This window comes from Streptomyces katrae (assembly GCF_000717655.1).
In the GTDB taxonomy this organism is placed as follows: domain Bacteria; phylum Actinomycetota; class Actinomycetes; order Streptomycetales; family Streptomycetaceae; genus Streptomyces; species Streptomyces katrae_B.
Genome location: NZ_JNZY01000007.1, coordinates 167,664 through 182,031, shown reverse-complemented (window position 1 = coordinate 182,031; position 14,368 = coordinate 167,664). Strand labels below are relative to the sequence as shown.

Sequence of the window (14,368 nt, the reverse complement as noted above, 5' to 3'; positions counted from 1 at the left end):
AGCTCCTCGTCTGGCCCGGCCCTAGTCGGTGGGCCAGGCGTCGGCGAGCATCTGGCGGGTGTCCGCCAAGAGTTGGGGCAGCACCTTGGTGTGGCCGACGACCGGCATGAAGTTCGTGTCCCCGCCCCAGCGGGGCACGATGTGCTGGTGCAGGTGCGCCGCGATGCCGGCCCCCGCGGCCGCACCCTGGTTCATGCCGATGTTGAACCCGTGCGCCCCGGACGCCTTGCGCAGCGCGATCATGGCCCGCTTGGTGAGATCGGCCAGCTCGTCCGTCTCGGCCGCGTCGAGCTCCGTGTAGTCGGCGACGTGCCGGTACGGGACGACCATCAGGTGTCCGCCGTTGTACGGGTACAGGTTCAGCACGGCGTAGACGTGCCTGCCCCGGGCCACGACCAGGCCGTCCTGGTCGGACATCTCCGGAATCCCGCAGAAGGGACAGCCGTCTCCGGCCTCCGGACCGGTCGGCTTGTTCTCCCCCTGGATGTACGCCATCCGGTGGGGCGTCCACAGACGCTGGAACGCGTCCTGCGTGCCCACACCGATCTGCTGCTCCGGCTCACTCGTCATGGGATGCAGCATATGACCTTGCCCCTGGAGGGCGTGTCGCCGGGGCGAAGACCGCCGCGACGACCGCGATGCTGGGCCCATGCGCGAACAAGCCGAGACCCGGGACGCAGTGTGGGAGCGCCGTACCGAGCTGCCCCTGTTCTATGCCTCGCTGGTCTTCCTCGCCGGATACGCGGTCCGCGTACTGGCCGGCGATGCCCACAGCCTCTGGCGGGACATCGCGGGCGCCCTGGTCCTGGTGACCTGGCTGTGCTTCATCGTGGACTTCCTGGTGCGGCTGGTCCTCAGCCGCCAGCGGCCGCGGCGTTTTATCCGCCTGCACTGGCTGGACGCCCTGGTCGTCCTGCTGCCGACGCTGCGGCCGCTGCGCATGGTCAAGGTCCACGACGCCATCCAGGCCAAGCACGACCGCCCGCGCCGCAGCCTCTACCCGCGCGTGATCACGTACGCCGGTCTCTCGTCGCTGCTGCTCGGCTTCTCCGGCTCGCTCGGCATGTACCACGTCGAGCGGCACGACCCGGCGTCCCCGATCCGGACCTTCTGGGACGCGGTGTGGTGCGTGTGCCAGACGCTCACGACGGTCGGCTACGGCGACGTGGCCCCGGTGACCCCGAGGGGACGGCTGATCGCGGTCGGGCTGATGACCTTCGGCCTGGGCCTGCTGGGCGCCGTGACGGGTTCCTTCTCGTCCTGGCTGATCCAGGTCTTCCGCCGGGAGGGCGAAGACGAGGGGCCCTCGGGAGACGAAGGCTCTCCCGGGGCCCCTCGATGAGCCGCTGCGCAGGTCAGACCTGGACGCGGTCCTCCACGACCTTGGCCAGCTTGGCCAGGGCCTCGTCCTTGGCGATGCCGTTCTCCTGCGAACCGTCGCGGTAGCGGAAGGAGACGGTGCCCGCGGCCATGTCCTCGTCACCGACGATGATCATGAACGGGACCTTGAGCTTCTGGTGGTTGCGGATCTTCTTCTGCATGCGGTCGGACGAGGCGTCCACCTCGACCCGCAGGCCCTTCTTCTTCGCCTCGGCGGCGAACTCCTGCAGGTACTCCACGTGCCCGTCGCCGATCGGGATGCCGACGGCCTGGACCGGGGCCAGCCACGGCGGCATGGCGCCCGCGTAGTGCTCCAGCAGCACGGCGAAGAACCGCTCGATGGAGCCGAACAGCGCGCGGTGGATCATGACCGGCCGCTGGCGCGAGCCGTCCGGCGCGGTGTACTCGAGGTTGAACCGCTCCGGAAGGTTGAAGTCCAGCTGGACGGTCGACATCTGCCAGGTACGGCCGATGGCGTCGCGCGCCTGCACGGAGATCTTCGGGCCGTAGAAGGCCGCGCCGCCCGGGTCGGGGGTCAGCGGGAGGCCCTGCTTCTCGGCGACCTGCTGGAGGACCGCGGTGGCCTCCTCCCAGACCTCGTCCGAGCCGACGAACTTCTCCGGGTCCTTGGTCGACAGCTCCAGGTAGAAGTCGGTCAGACCGTAGTCGCGCAGCAGGTTGAGCACGAAGGTGAGGGTCCGGTCGAGCTCCTCGGCCATCTGCTCACGGGTGCAGTAGATGTGCGCGTCGTCCTGGGTGAAGCCGCGGGCCCGGGTCAGGCCGTGGACCACGCCCGACTTCTCGTACCGGTACACGGTGCCGAACTCGAACAGGCGCAGCGGCAGTTCGCGGTAGGAGCGGCCGCGCGCGTCGAAGATCAGGTTGTGCATCGGGCAGTTCATGGGCTTGAGGTAGTAGTCGGTACCACCGTCGAGCTGCATGGGGGGGTACATGCCCTCCGCGTACCAGTCCAGGTGGCCGCTCTTCTCGAAGAGGGCGCCCTTGGTGGCGTGCGGGCTGTAGACGAACTCGTAGCCCTCCTCCTCGTGCCGGCGGCGCGAGTAGTCCTCCATGGTCCGGCGGATGATGCCGCCGCGGGGGTGGAAGACGGCGAGGCCGGAGCCGATCTCGTCCGGGATGGAGAAGAGGTCCAGCTCGTTGCCGAGCTTGCGGTGGTCGCGCTTCTCGGCCTCGGCGAGGAAGTCGAGGTGGGCCTTCAGCTCGTCCTTCGACGGCCACGCGGTGCCGTAGATGCGCTGGAGCATCGGGTTCTTCTCGCTGCCGCGCCAGTAGGCGGCCGCGTTGCGCATCAGCTTGAACGCCGGGATGTTGCGGGTGGTGGGCAGGTGGGGACCGCGGCAGAGGTCCTTCCAGCACAGCTCGCCGGTCTTGGCGTCCAGGTTGTCGTAGATGGTCAGCTCGCCGCCGCCCACCTCGACGTTCGCACCGTCGTCGGTCGAAGCCGAACCCTTGATGCCGATGAGCTCGAGCTTGTACGGCTCGTGGGCGAGCTCCTCGCGGGCCGCCTCGTCGGTGACGACGCGGCGGGAGAAGCGCTGGCCGCGCTTCTGGATCTCCTGCATCTTCTTCTCGATGGCCTTCAGGTCCTCCGGGGTGAAGGGCCGGGCCACGTCGAAGTCGTAATAGAAGCCGTTCTGGACCGGCGGGCCGATGCCCAGCTTGGCCTCGGGGAAGAGCTCCTGCACGGCCTGCGCCATGACGTGCGCGGTGGAGTGGCGCAGGATGTCGAGGCCGTCCTGGGAGGAGATCTCGACGGGTTCGACGATCTCGCCGTCCTGGACGACGTACGCAAGATCCTTGAGCTCGCCCGCCACACGCGCGGCGACGACGGTGCGCTCGCCGGCGAACAGCTCGGCCGCCGCAGTGCCCGTGGCCACCACGCGCTCGTCCCGCTCGGAATCGCGTTGGATGATCACACGGACGTCTGACACCGGTCTCTCCTGACTCAGGGGATGCGCGAGCGAACGCTGCGCGCCTGAATCGTACCGAGCCGACGGGCTCCGCCGCGAAACGGTTATGCGTTGCCGGGTTCGTTACGGTGGACCCGCCGCCCCCTCGCCGTCCTGCCCCGGAGGAATCGTGACCGTGCCGAGCCCGCTCGACGTCCGGGCGCTGGACCTGGCGCAGGACGCCACGGCGACGGCGGTGCACCGGATCGGCCGGGCCGCGTACGCCGTGGAGGCGGAGCTGATCGGCTTCGACGGCATCCCGGCGCTGCGCGAGAGCCTCGCGCAGATGCGGGAGCAGCCGCTGCACTGGCTCGGCGCGGTCGCGCAGGACGGCTCGATCGCCGGCTTCCTGGCATGGCAGGAGGAGCCGGACGGCAGCGCCTGCATCGACCGCCTCTGCGTGTCCCCGGCCTGGTTCCGCCGCGGCGCCGCCTCGCTCCTGCTCCGCCACGTCCTGTCCGAGCTCCTGCCCGACCGTACGGTCACGGTCACGACGGGCGCGGCGAACACCCCCGCGCTGGCCCTGTACACCCGCCTGGGCTTCACCCGCGGCCCGGACTTCTCCCCCACCCCGGGCCTCACGATGGCCGCGTTCACCGCCGGCACGTCCAGCCCGGCCGGCGAATCCGGCCCCGCCGGCGTTTGAGGCGCGGGGTCCGGGGCGGAGCCCCCGGGCCCTTTGAGCCCCGCGCAGCGGCGACCCGCCCGTCAGTCGTCCGTCGGAAGGACGTCACCCGGATCGAGTGCCTCGTCCAGCGACTTCATCAGCCGGTCGCGCTCGACCTCGTCCATCGGCACCGGCGTCACGTCCGTGGCATCGGTCAGCCGCCGGAACCCGCCCCGGCGCTGCAACCGCCCGCTCACCCGGATCGGCACGCCCACCAGATGCGCATGCCCCGCCACCCGGTACGCCTCCTCGTCCAGGACGGCCCGTACGTACGGGATCTCCGCGCCCGCGAGGACCCGCAGCCGGATCGTCCCTCCGCCGCCCGGCGCCGAGCGCCGCATCCGGACCACTGCCCCGGCCACCCGCACGGGAACCGCCGGTTCGTCCCGGGTGTAGCGCGCCGCCGCCTCCCGGAGCACCGGCAGGTCCCCCGGCGAGAACTCCACCGGCTCCGGCCGGGCCGCGCACCCCGCCGGGACCCCGGCCGCCGGCGCCCAGGCCAGGGCGATGCGGGCGCCCTCCGAACCCCGCACCAGCGCGATGAGCGCATCGGCGAGCTCCCGGCTGACCCCGGCCTCGACCGCCGCGTCGAACGCCTCCATGCCGCCGGTGGCCCGCCGGTAGTCCACGGCCTCGCGCGCCGCGTGCAGGGCGTGGTGCAGCCGGGTCATCGTGCCCCGCCCGCCGTCCACCGGGACGTACGCGGTGAGCCTGCGCCCGCCGGGGGCCGGGCCCACCAGGACTCCGTCCAGGGCGCGTTCGGCCTGGCGGCGGTGGCGGGCGCCGTAGTACCCGGCCCTGGCCCGGTCCGCGAGGGCCCCGGCGAGCAGGAGCTGCCGAGCGGCCGAGCGGAGCTGTTCCTGCACGGTCCACGCCGCCGCGCCCCGGGGTCCGTACGGCCCCTCGGGGCCCTCCGGGACGCGCCGGTCCCAGCGGATCTCGTCGCTGGGCACGCTCAGTCCGTACAGCACCTCCCGCGCGGACGGCAGCGCGCTGCGCGCGAGCGCGGTCAGGGCCTCCTCCAGCAGGTCGGAGCAGTCGGGGAAGGCACGGCTCTCCGGGACGAGGAGGCTGTTCCCCCCGCCGGCCGACCCGTGAGCGGCAGGCGGCGTCCAGCGCCCGTACCTCCCCGCGGCCCCGCCCCGGCGCTGCCAGCCGTGCCGGTGCAGCAGGGCCCCCAGCACGGCGGGGTCGACGTGGGCGGGATCGGGTGTCCCGGAGTCGGAGAAGTCCCCGTACTCGGACGGGGACGTCAGCGGTTCGAGGTTCGGTGAGTGCCAGTGCATCAAGGAGTCCCTCCCGACCCGACCCGGGTCATGATCTCGCACAGCGCCCGGTCGTCGAAGATCCGCGTGGTGGGGATGCGTACGGTGGTCCGGCGCCGGCCGGTCACGGGGTGCCCGGCGAGGTTGGTCCAGTAGCAGCAGTGCCGCAGGTCGAGCCGGTCGTGGCCGGCGGCCAGCCACTGGTCGCGTTCTCGTGGGACGAGCATCACGACGAGGATCTTGTGGACGGCGACCGGCGTGCGGGCCAGCTTCACCAGGTGCTCGTTGTCGAGGGTGAACGCGAAGGTGGGACCGGCCGGTCTGGGTGGTACCTGGTAGGTCGCCTTGAGCTGCACCTTGATGGTGACCTCGTCGTCGACGACGTGCTCGGGCGCGCCGTGGTTGACCTGCCAGTCGATGCCGTTGTCCGGAAAGGGCTGGGAGAGCGAGCAGCCGGCCGCGGCGGCGACGGCGTGCAGGTATCCCACCTGGAGGGTCTCCATGCAGGCGGTGGTGGCGAGCGTGCCGCGCAGCGGTCCGGTCCGCGCCTCGCTCCGCGGATCGGTCCGCCCCTGCAGCACCCCGCCCGGTTCGGGCTGCGCGAGCGCCATGGCCGGCTCCCCATGCCTTCCGGGCTCTGCCGAGTGGGGTGGACGGGGTGATGACCGGTCAGGTGTGCGGTCCCCCAGGGAAGTTGTCTCCGTACCAGAGGGCCCGCAAACGGCGTACGGCGCAAACGGGCCGGGTATCACCGATGCGGGCGGGGGCGGCACGTTCCGCGGCGGCGGCGCCCGGGTGCCCCCAACTGCCGATCGGGAACGAGGAGTTCGCCATGACGCGCTGGTACGAGGGCCCGCTGGCCGCATTCGACACGGAGACGACCGGGGTGGACGTGGAGCAGGACCGGATCGTGTCCGCCGCTCTCGTCGTGCAGGAGTGTACGGGCGGCCGGGTCCGCTCCACCCGCTGGCTGGTCAATCCCGGGATTCCGGTGCCCCCGGGCGCCACGGAAGTGCACGGTCTGACCGATGACCACCTCCAGCGCAACGGGCGGTGGCCCGCGCCGGTCGTGGAGGAGATAGCCCGTGCGCTCGGGGAGCAGCAGGTGGCGGGCCGGCCGGTGGTGGTGATGAACGCGCCGTTCGATCTGACGCTGCTGGACCGGGAGTTGCGCCGGCACCGGGCGTCGACGCTGGCGCGCTACCTGGACAACCGGCCGCTGACGGTGCTGGATCCGCGGGTGCTGGACAAGCACTTGGACCGGTACCGCAAGGGCCGCCGGACACTGACGGATCTGTGCGCGCACTACGGGATAGAGCTGGAGGGGGCGCATGACGCGGCGGTGGACGCGTTGGCCTCGCTGGAGGTCGTACGGGCAGTGGGGCGCCGGTTCGCGGCGCGGCTGGAGCGGCTGACGCCGGCGGAGCTGCACACGCTGCAGGCGGTGTGGCATGCGGCGCAGGCGCGGGGGCTGCAGGCGTGGTTCGCGCGCCAGGGGACACCGGAGTCGGTGGACCCGCACTGGCCGCTGCGGCCGGAGCTGCCGGCTGCGGCGTAGGGCGACGGCCGGCGGCCAACGGCCCCCGAACGTGCGGAAGGCCGGTCCGTCGTGTGACGGACCGGCCTGACCCGGTGGGCGATACTGGGATCGAACCAGTGACCCCTTCGGTGTGAACGAAGTGCTCTCCCGCTGAGCTAATCGCCCGGGAACGAGTTGAACCATACAAGAGGCACCGGGTCTGGTTCAAACCGCTTCCGGTGAGGCGGCCAGGCGGGCGGCGAGGGCGCGCCGCCCGGCCCGCATCATCAGGGCGTGGTTGAGCCGGAACGCGGGCCGCGCAGGGAGCGCGAGGCGCCGCAGCAGGGGGCTGCGCACCTCGACCTCCTGCTCGTACAGGGCCCGCGTCCCGCGCCCGCCGGCGCCTCGCCGGGCCCGTACGGTCCACCGCGCCCAGCCCTCGATGTCGCCGTGCAGGGCGGCCTCCAGGAGGCCCCGGCCCGGGTCGCGGAGGAGTTCCGTGGCGGTCGTGCGGATCTCGTACGGGAGGACGGAGCGGATGTGCAGGGTGCCGCTGTGCCCGTCGATCTGCTCGACGGCGCGGACCTGGGGCCACCAGCGCGGGTAGTCCCCGGTCTGCTCGAGTACGGCGTAGACCCGGGCGGGCGGGGCGTCGAGGTCCCACACGCTGCGGAAGCGGTAGCGGTTCCAGCGGTCACGGTGGCGGCGGTCCGTGTTCCCTGCGCGGCTGCGGTCCATGGCTCCAGTCTGGACCGGCGGGCCCTCGTGCGGGCCCGCCTCTCGCAGACGCACTCCTTCCGTGGGTACTCAGGGCGGATCTGAGTACCCACGCCCATGTCCTGACGGCGTGACGGGCACCACACTGCGGAACATGGCGACTCCACCACCCGGCTCCCCCCTCCCGCCCGACCGGGAGCTCGTGCTCATCGACCGTGAACTGGCCCAACTCGAGGCCCGGCGCGGCTATCTGCTGGCCCGCCGGGACTGGCTGCTGCGGCTTCCGGCGCCGGTCGGGTGGACGGCACCGGGCGTTCCCGCCCGGCCGGCGGAGGCCTCGGCGCCGAGTGCGCAGAACGTGCTGCTGACCTTGGGCGCGGTGCTGCTGGCGGTGGCTGCACTGGCGTTCACGCTGGTCAGTTGGGGGTCCATGGGGATCGCCGGGCGCAGTGCGGTGCTGGCCGTGGTGACGGCGGCCGCGCTGGGCGCGCCGGCGCTGCTGCTGCGCCGGGGGCTGCGGTCGACGGCCGAGTCGGTGGCGGCGGTGGGGCTGCTGCTGACGGTGCTGGACGCGTACGCGGTGTACGCGGTCGCGGTCCCGGGGGTGGACGGCGCCGCGTACACGGCGGGGGCGGCGGCGGTGCTGGCGGCGCTGTGGGCGGGGTACGCCCGGGTGCTGCCGGGGCTGCTGATCCCGCTGCCGGCGGCGGTGCTGACGGCGCAGCTCCCGCTGCCGCTGGCGGCGGTGGCCTCGGCGGCGGGCCCGGTGGGGGCCGGCTGGGCCCTGCTGGTGACGGCGGCGCTGGACGCGGCGCTCGTGCTGACGGCCCCGGGCGTGCGGGCGCGGGTGTCGGTGTTCGGTCCGGCGGCGGTGAGCGCGGCCGTCCTCGCGGCGGGGGCACTGCTGACCGGGCTGTCGGAGTCGGCGCAGGCCGGCTCGGCGGCCGCGGCGGCAGGTCCGGCCCTGCTGCTGGCGGCGTGCGCGGTGCTGGGCGTCGGGGTGGCCTGGCGGGAGCCTTCGGCGATGGCGGCGGCGGTCGCCGGAGCTCTGGCGGCGGTGGCGGCGCTCGGCGGCCTGGCCCGTCCCGGGCTGTCGCGAGAGGGGACGGTGGTGGTGGTCCTGCTGCTCGCCCTGCCGCTGCTGGCGGCGGTACGGGCGAGCGCGCTCCCGGCGGCGGTCCGGCGCGGCCTGGCCCGGGCCGGGGCGGGGGTGGCGGCGCTGGCAGCGGTGTCGGCACTGCTGCCCGCGGTGGGCTCGCTGGTGTTCCGGATCGGGGTGCTGGGCGAGGTGTGGGCAGCGACGGTCCCGTCCCGGGACGCGTACGGGCCGGGTCCGGCGGCCGCGGTGACCCTGCTGGTCGCGGCGGGGGCCGCCGGGTGGCTGGCGCGGGTCCTGCCCCGCCCGGAGCCGGGCGTGATCGCGGTGGTCCTGGTCTGGGCGGGGCTGTTCACGGCGCCGATGGCGTACGGGCTGCCGGTGGCGGCGGTGCTCGCGGCCCAGCTGGTGGTGACGGCGGCGGCCGGGGTGTGCGCGCTGCGGGTGGCACGCGGCCCGGGGTACGCGGCTGCGGTGTGCGCCGCGGTGGGGGCCATGAACCTGGCGGTGGCCGCGCTGGACGGCCGTACGGCCACGTTCGCGGTGTTCGGGCTGCTCGGTGCGGGGTGCGCGGCGGGGGCGGCGTACGGGCCCGCCGCGCTGCCCACACGGGCAGGCGGGGCGGTGCTGGCCGTCGGGTACGCAGGGGGCACGGTGGCGGCGCTGGGGGCGCTGTTGGGGCTCGCGGTGGCCTGGTGGGCGCTGCCCCTGCTGGCGGTCCCGGCGGCGGTGGCGGCGCTCGGCCCGCGCCTGGGCCGGGTGCGGATGCCCGCGGAGATCGCGGCGGGCGTGGTCGGCGCGGTGGCGCTGCTCCTGCCCGTCCGGGAGCCGGCGCTGTCTGCGCTGGTGTGCGCGCTGGCGGGGGTGGTCTGCGCGGGCGCGGCGGTACGGGCGGACCGGCGCGGCCTCGGCTGGGCGGCCGGGACCCTGTTCGTGGCGGCGGCCTGGATCCGGCTCTGGGCGTCCGGCGTGGCGGCGCCGGAGGCGTACACGCTGCCGGTGACGGTGCTCGCCCTCGCGGTGGGCTTCCTGCGCCGCCGCCGGGACGCGCGGGCTTCGTCCTGGACGGCGTACGGGCCGGGGCTGGGGGCGACGCTGCTGCCGAGCCTGGTCGCGGCCTGGGGGGACCCGTACTGGCTGCGGCCGCTGCTGCTGGGCCTGGCGGCGCTCGCGGTGACGCTGCTCGGCGCGCACCGGCGGCTCCAGGCCCCGCTGCTGCTCGGCGGCGGCGCCCTTGCGGCGGTGGCCCTGCACGAGCTGGCCCCGTACGTGGTCCAGGTGGTCGACGCGCTGCCGCGCTGGCTGCCGCCGGCGCTGGCGGGGCTGCTGCTCCTGGTGGTGGGGGCGACGTACGAGAAGCGGCTGCGGGACGCGCGCCGGCTGCGGGCGGCGCTGGGCCGGCTGAGGTGACGGCGCGGACACCTTGGGGAGCGCAAACGCCAAGGGCCCGGAGACGGTGAGGTCTCCGGGCCCTTGGTCCGGGTGGGCGATACTGGGTTCGAACCAGTGACCCCTTCGGTGTGAACGAAGTGCTCTCCCACTGAGCTAATCGCCCGGACGCACCGCAAACATTACCCCATGTCAGCGGTGGTTCCCGACCATCACTGGTCCTTGAGGTCCCAGGGCAGCGTGAGCCCGTACTTCCACAGGTAGAAGCCGACCAGCGCGCCCGCGATCACGAGCCCGACGCTGGTCAGGATGATGTTGCGGCGGCGGACCTTGGGGTCCAGCGCCTTCTGCGCGGCTTCGGTGACCTTGCGCTTGGTCCAGCGCAGCACCAGGTGGGCCCAGGCGAACTCGGTGGCCCAGATCGCCAGGCCCGCGAAGATCGCGACCCAGCCGGGCCCCGGCAGGACGAGCATGGCAACGCCTGCGCCGATGACGGCGAGGCCGACGATGAAGACGCCGACCTGCCAGCTCAGGTGCAGGGTGCGGCGCGACTTGATGAAGGCGGGAGCCTTCGATACGTGCGGCGCTTCTTCCGTGGTCTGCTGGGTGCTGGCGTCGTCGCCTGAGGACGCTTCGGTCCCGCGGTCACTCCCCGTATTCATGGACCCGAATCTACCGGAGCCGGAAGCACACGTGAATGATGGTTTGGATCCGCCGTCCGAGGGACCCAGAGGTCCGCAAAACGGTCAGAGGGGTTTACAACGGCACCGTAGGTGGCATGTCGATTTCGCCGACGTGCGAATCCCCGAGCGCACACTGAGCGAAAGGCCCTGGCGCTTATGAACACCACGGTCAGCTGCGAGCTGCACCTGCGCCTCGTTGTGTCGAGCGAGTCCTCACTGCCTGTCCCGGCGGGCCTGCGGTATGACACGGCCGATCCCTACGCCGTGCACGCCACCTTCCACACCGGCGCCGAGGAGACGGTCGAGTGGGTATTCGCCCGAGACCTCCTCGCTGAGGGCCTCCACCGGCCCACCGGAACCGGAGACGTCCGCGTCTGGCCGTCCCGCAGCCACGGTCAGGGCGTCGTCTGCATCGCCCTGAGCTCACCGGAGGGAGAAGCACTGCTCGAAGCACCCGCCCGCGCACTCGAGTCGTTCCTCAAGCGGACGGACGCCGCGGTTCCACCCGGGACCGAACACCGGCACTTCGACCTCGACAAAGAGCTCTCCCACATCCTGGCCGAAAGCTGAACCAGGCCTGCAGGGAGCACCTCCCGGCATGCGCCGGGGGCCACTCCGCACCGTCCGACTCGGGGCGACGGTGCGGGCTGGACAAAAACCACATACGGCAGTGCCGGCGCTGTCCTTGCGGGAGCCACCCGCGAGGACGGCGCCGGTGTGCGTGACGCAGTCGCGGCGGAGGCACCTCCCGGTGCCGCCCGGGGGCGACTAGAGTCGGCCACCAGCGGCGGCACTGGTCCGTCGCCGCAGGCCCGGCCCCCAGGGAGCGACCACCGTGCAGATTCCCCACGACACCCGTCGCGCGCTCGACGTCGTCGTCGCGCTGGTGAACACCGCGGCCGAGGCGGACCAGCCCGACGGGCTGGCGGACGTCGGCTCGCTGCGCGAGTTCGTACGCGAGTACGAGATCAGCGACGTCGGCGAGCTCGGCGCCCGCGACCTGGCGGGGGTGCGCACCGTCCGCGGCAAATTCGCGCAAGTGTTCGGGGCGGCCAACCCCCGGGCCGCGGCCGGACTGATCAACGAGCTGGTGGCGACCGCGGGCACCACCCCGCAGCTGACCGACCACGACGGCTACGACTGGCACGTCCACTACTTCGCGCCGGGCGCCTCGCTCGGCGACCACCTTGCCGCCGACGGCGGCATGGCGCTGGCCTTCATCGTGGTCTCCGGAGAGCAGGAGCGGCTGCGCCGCTGCGAGGCCCCCGACTGCCGGCGGGCCTTCGTGGACCTCTCCCGGAACCGCTCGCGGCGCTACTGCGACAGCCGGACCTGCGGGAACCGGCTGCACGTGGCGGCGTACCGGGCCCGGCGCAAGGAGGCCGACGCGGGATCGTCAGAGCAGGAAGAGGTCATGCACGGCGGCCAGTAGCAGCAGGGTGCCGACCACCCCTAGGAAGATCATCAGGGGCGGCTGGGAGAGCGCGAAGAGGCAGCCTCGCGGCTCCTCGGCAACGGGGGCGGGGCCCGTCGCGGCCGTCGGCGCGGGTACCGTCGGCTCACCCTGCGTTGTGTCGAGCATGTCGGGGCGATGATGGCCCAAGGTGCCCTGATCGTGCCCTCAACACGCCCGCGTTGACGCGGGAGTTCACCCCTTCTCGTCAGGCTCGCGGCGTTTTCGTGCGCGGACCTCAGATGCCGTGCTTCTTCAGAATCGCTTCGATGTCGGAGAAGTCGTCCGCAGGAGTGGCGGGCGCCGCGCCCCGGCGGGGCTCCGGCTGCGGACGGGCGCCCTGTCCGAGCGAGGGGGCGGACGCTGCCGGGGCCACGGCCTCCTGCGCGGGGCGCCCCTTGGCCGCCTTGGCCGGCTTCTCCCCGGCACCGAGCCTGCGGCGCTCGACGGCCCGCGTGGTCATGAACAGCACCCAGGACAGCCCGAGCAGTCCGAAGCCCGCCCAGACGGTCGGATCGAAGACCATCCCGGACACCCACTCCACGAAACCCGTCATCACCAGGGCGACCGGCACCAGCGCGTACGCCGCGATGCGCGTGGCGGCGAGGAAGCGCTTGCGGTACGCGGTCACCGCGGCGAGGCCCAGGCCGGCCGCGGACACCGCGGAACATATGGTCTCGGCAAGCATGCGGTCCTCCAGGGGTGGGCGAACTGTCCCTTCCATCCTGCACCGGGCACCGCCGCAGCGGCCATGTCCTGAGCGGATCCCGGACCGATCTCCGGGAGATATCGGGGTCGCGCCTCCTCCTCAGGGCGGCGGCGGGAGGTCCGTTTCGTTGGCGGCGTCCGTCGGCTGGGAGACTGTCCGCATGACCGATTCCGTGATCCTCGACGTCTGGTGCGAACTCCAGTGCCCGGACTGCCACCGCGCCCTGGGCGACGTACACGCCCTGCGGGCCCGCTACGGCGACCGGCTGGACATCCGGCTGCGCCACTTCCCGCTGGAGAAGCACAAGCACTCCTTCGCCGCGGCGCAGGCTGCCGAGGAGGCCGCGGAGCAGGGCCGTGCCTGGCCGTACGTGGAGGCCGTACTGGCCCGCACCGCAGAGCTCGGCGAGCGCGGCGAGGCCGTACTGCTGGACGTCGCGCGGGAACTCGGCCTCGACACCGAGGAGTTCGACACCGCCCTGATCGACGGCCGGCACATCCTGATCGTCGACGCCGACCAGGCCGAGGGCAAGGCGATCGGCGTCACCGGCACCCCGACGTACGTGATCGGCGGCGAGCGCCTCGACGGCGGCAAAAGCCAGGAGGGCCTGCGCGTCCGCATCGAGGAGATCGCGGACCGCCTGCTGGCCGCCGGCAACGGCTAGCAGGCACCCCTCAGAGCAGGTCCTTGGCGTAGTTGACGTCGGTCGTCCGGTAGCCGAGGGACTCGTAGAGCCGCAGGGCCGGGGTGTTGCCGGCGAAGACCTGGAGTCCGAGGGTGCGGTGACCCGTGGCGAGGGCCTCGCGTTCGGCGAGGAGCATCAGGTCGCGTCCGTACCCACGGCCCCGGTGCTCCTCGGCGACCGCGACGTCGAAGACGTACGCGCCCTGCCCGGCCGGCGCCACCCACAGGTGGCCGACCGGGGCGCCCGCCGCCTCGAGGACGCGGAGGGTGGTGCCCTCCGTGGCCAGTCCGTGCGGCAGCTGGCGTGCGTGGTCGGCCTCGGACTTCGCCCGCGCGGCTTCCTCCGGCATGCCCCGGCTGGTCCAGTCCGCGGTGTAGCCGTCGATCGCGTCGACGAGCCAGACCTCGTACTCGGCCTGCGTCATGGGGCGGCCGAGGACCCCCTGCCGGAGTCCGGGCGGCTCCGCGGGCAGCTCCTTGGCCATGATGCGGCTGTACTCGGCGTACCCGAGCGCCTGCGCCATCCGCAGGCCTCCCGCCGAGTCGGCGGGTACGGAGACCCGGACGCGGCGGCAGCCCCAGCCGCGCAGCACCTCCTCGGCGGCGAGCGCCCCGACCGTGGCGCGGCCGCGCCGCCGGTCGGGCTCGTCGACGGCGAGGTCGCGGATCTCCCCGACCGTCGGCCCGAACGGGGTGTCGCAGGCGACCAGCAGCGCACCGACGCGCCTGCTGTTGACCCGGATCTCGTACGGGCGCGACCGCGCGCCCCCGGTGCTCTGCTGAAGCGGCCCGCTCGGCCGCAGGGTGGTGGTCATCAGTCGAGTTCTACCCCGCCC

General features: G+C 73.2%; 16 protein-coding genes and 2 tRNA genes. 7 read left to right on the top strand and 11 right to left on the bottom strand.

What is annotated here, in order from left to right; genetic code table 11:
* Positions 1 to 21: 21 nt before the first annotated feature.
* A complete protein-coding gene (locus IF09_RS0111320; RefSeq protein WP_030294516.1) occupies positions 22 to 582 on the bottom strand; it encodes an HIT family protein in 561 nt (186 codons plus the stop codon).
* A gap of 67 nt (positions 583 to 649) precedes the next feature.
* Here IF09_RS0111320 and IF09_RS0111315 point away from each other — a divergent pair, with 67 nt between their 5' ends.
* Positions 650 to 1,342 (top strand): potassium channel family protein, encoded by a 693-nt coding sequence (locus tag IF09_RS0111315; RefSeq protein ID WP_030294511.1) that lies wholly within the window; start codon positions 650 to 652, stop codon positions 1,340 to 1,342.
* A gap of 13 nt (positions 1,343 to 1,355) precedes the next feature.
* Here the strand turns inward: IF09_RS0111315 and thrS are convergent, their stop codons facing one another.
* Positions 1,356 to 3,332, bottom strand: a complete 1,977-nt coding sequence (gene thrS / locus IF09_RS0111310) for a threonine--tRNA ligase (RefSeq protein WP_030294510.1) — start codon at positions 3,330 to 3,332, stop codon at positions 1,356 to 1,358.
* A gap of 148 nt (positions 3,333 to 3,480) precedes the next feature.
* On the opposite strand from thrS, the gene IF09_RS0111305 reads away from it, so the two are divergent.
* Entirely contained in the window at positions 3,481 to 3,996 is a 516-nt protein-coding gene (locus tag IF09_RS0111305; protein ID WP_234320955.1) for a GNAT family N-acetyltransferase, read from the top strand.
* Between the two features lie 62 nt (positions 3,997 to 4,058).
* Here IF09_RS0111305 and IF09_RS0111300 read toward each other — a convergent pair whose 3' ends face one another.
* Complete coding sequence (locus IF09_RS0111300) at positions 4,059 to 5,303, bottom strand: hypothetical protein (protein WP_234320954.1); 1,245 nt, start codon at positions 5,301 to 5,303, stop codon at positions 4,059 to 4,061.
* A complete protein-coding gene (locus tag IF09_RS0111295; protein ID WP_030294505.1) occupies positions 5,303 to 5,893 on the bottom strand; it encodes a DUF4365 domain-containing protein in 591 nt (196 codons plus the stop codon). The genes IF09_RS0111300 and IF09_RS0111295 overlap by 1 nt, the downstream gene beginning before the upstream one ends.
* Before the next feature lie 221 nt (positions 5,894 to 6,114).
* Here IF09_RS0111295 and IF09_RS0111290 point away from each other — a divergent pair, with 221 nt between their 5' ends.
* On the top strand, positions 6,115 to 6,840 hold the full coding sequence (locus IF09_RS0111290; RefSeq protein WP_030294504.1) for a 3'-5' exonuclease: 726 nt from the start codon (positions 6,115 to 6,117) through the stop codon (positions 6,838 to 6,840).
* A gap of 75 nt (positions 6,841 to 6,915) precedes the next feature.
* Here IF09_RS0111290 and IF09_RS0111285 read toward each other — a convergent pair.
* Both IF09_RS0111285 and IF09_RS0111280 read right to left on the bottom strand, forming a co-directional pair.
* Positions 6,916 to 6,987: transfer RNA gene (locus IF09_RS0111285), tRNA-Val, on the bottom strand.
* Between the two features lie 39 nt (positions 6,988 to 7,026).
* Positions 7,027 to 7,539 (bottom strand): SRPBCC family protein, encoded by a 513-nt coding sequence (locus tag IF09_RS0111280; RefSeq protein ID WP_051832337.1) that lies wholly within the window; start codon positions 7,537 to 7,539, stop codon positions 7,027 to 7,029.
* 133 nt (positions 7,540 to 7,672) lie between these two features.
* On the opposite strand from IF09_RS0111280, the gene IF09_RS0111275 reads away from it, so the two are divergent.
* Complete coding sequence (locus IF09_RS0111275) at positions 7,673 to 10,024, top strand: SCO7613 C-terminal domain-containing membrane protein (RefSeq protein ID WP_030294501.1); 2,352 nt, start codon at positions 7,673 to 7,675, stop codon at positions 10,022 to 10,024.
* 73 nt (positions 10,025 to 10,097) lie between these two features.
* On the opposite strand, the gene IF09_RS0111270 is transcribed toward IF09_RS0111275, so the two are convergent.
* Positions 10,098 to 10,169, bottom strand: a tRNA-Val gene (locus tag IF09_RS0111270).
* A 46-nt stretch (positions 10,170 to 10,215) separates the two neighbouring features.
* On the bottom strand, positions 10,216 to 10,665 hold the full coding sequence (locus tag IF09_RS0111265; protein WP_030294499.1) for a TIGR02611 family protein: 450 nt from the start codon (positions 10,663 to 10,665) through the stop codon (positions 10,216 to 10,218).
* Positions 10,666 to 10,842: 177 nt separating this feature from the next.
* On the opposite strand from IF09_RS0111265, the gene IF09_RS0111260 reads away from it, so the two are divergent.
* Together IF09_RS0111260 and IF09_RS0111255 are read left to right on the top strand one after the other, a co-directional pair.
* On the top strand, positions 10,843 to 11,256 hold the full coding sequence (locus tag IF09_RS0111260; protein ID WP_030011909.1) for an SsgA family sporulation/cell division regulator: 414 nt from the start codon (positions 10,843 to 10,845) through the stop codon (positions 11,254 to 11,256).
* Positions 11,257 to 11,521: 265 nt separating this feature from the next.
* On the top strand, positions 11,522 to 12,118 hold the full coding sequence (locus IF09_RS0111255; RefSeq protein ID WP_030294497.1) for a CGNR zinc finger domain-containing protein: 597 nt from the start codon (positions 11,522 to 11,524) through the stop codon (positions 12,116 to 12,118).
* On the opposite strand, the gene IF09_RS0111250 is transcribed toward IF09_RS0111255, so the two are convergent.
* Positions 12,083 to 12,268 carry a hypothetical protein gene (locus IF09_RS0111250; RefSeq protein WP_030294495.1) on the bottom strand — a complete coding sequence of 62 codons (186 nt, stop codon included), beginning with the start codon at positions 12,266 to 12,268 and terminating at the stop codon, positions 12,083 to 12,085. The genes IF09_RS0111255 and IF09_RS0111250 overlap by 36 nt on opposite strands.
* 109 nt (positions 12,269 to 12,377) lie before the next feature.
* Positions 12,378 to 12,863 carry a hypothetical protein gene (locus IF09_RS0111245; protein ID WP_078613186.1) on the bottom strand — a complete coding sequence of 162 codons (486 nt, stop codon included), beginning with the start codon at positions 12,861 to 12,863 and terminating at the stop codon, positions 12,378 to 12,380.
* 145 nt (positions 12,864 to 13,008) lie between these two features.
* Between IF09_RS0111245 and IF09_RS0111240 the strand changes: the two genes are divergently transcribed.
* On the top strand, positions 13,009 to 13,512 hold the full coding sequence (locus tag IF09_RS0111240) for a DsbA family protein (RefSeq protein ID WP_030294492.1): 504 nt from the start codon (positions 13,009 to 13,011) through the stop codon (positions 13,510 to 13,512).
* A 10-nt stretch (positions 13,513 to 13,522) separates the two neighbouring features.
* Here IF09_RS0111240 and IF09_RS0111235 read toward each other — a convergent pair whose 3' ends face one another.
* Complete coding sequence (locus IF09_RS0111235; RefSeq protein WP_030294490.1) at positions 13,523 to 14,347, bottom strand: GNAT family N-acetyltransferase; 825 nt, start codon at positions 14,345 to 14,347, stop codon at positions 13,523 to 13,525.
* Positions 14,348 to 14,368 lie beyond the last annotated feature (21 nt).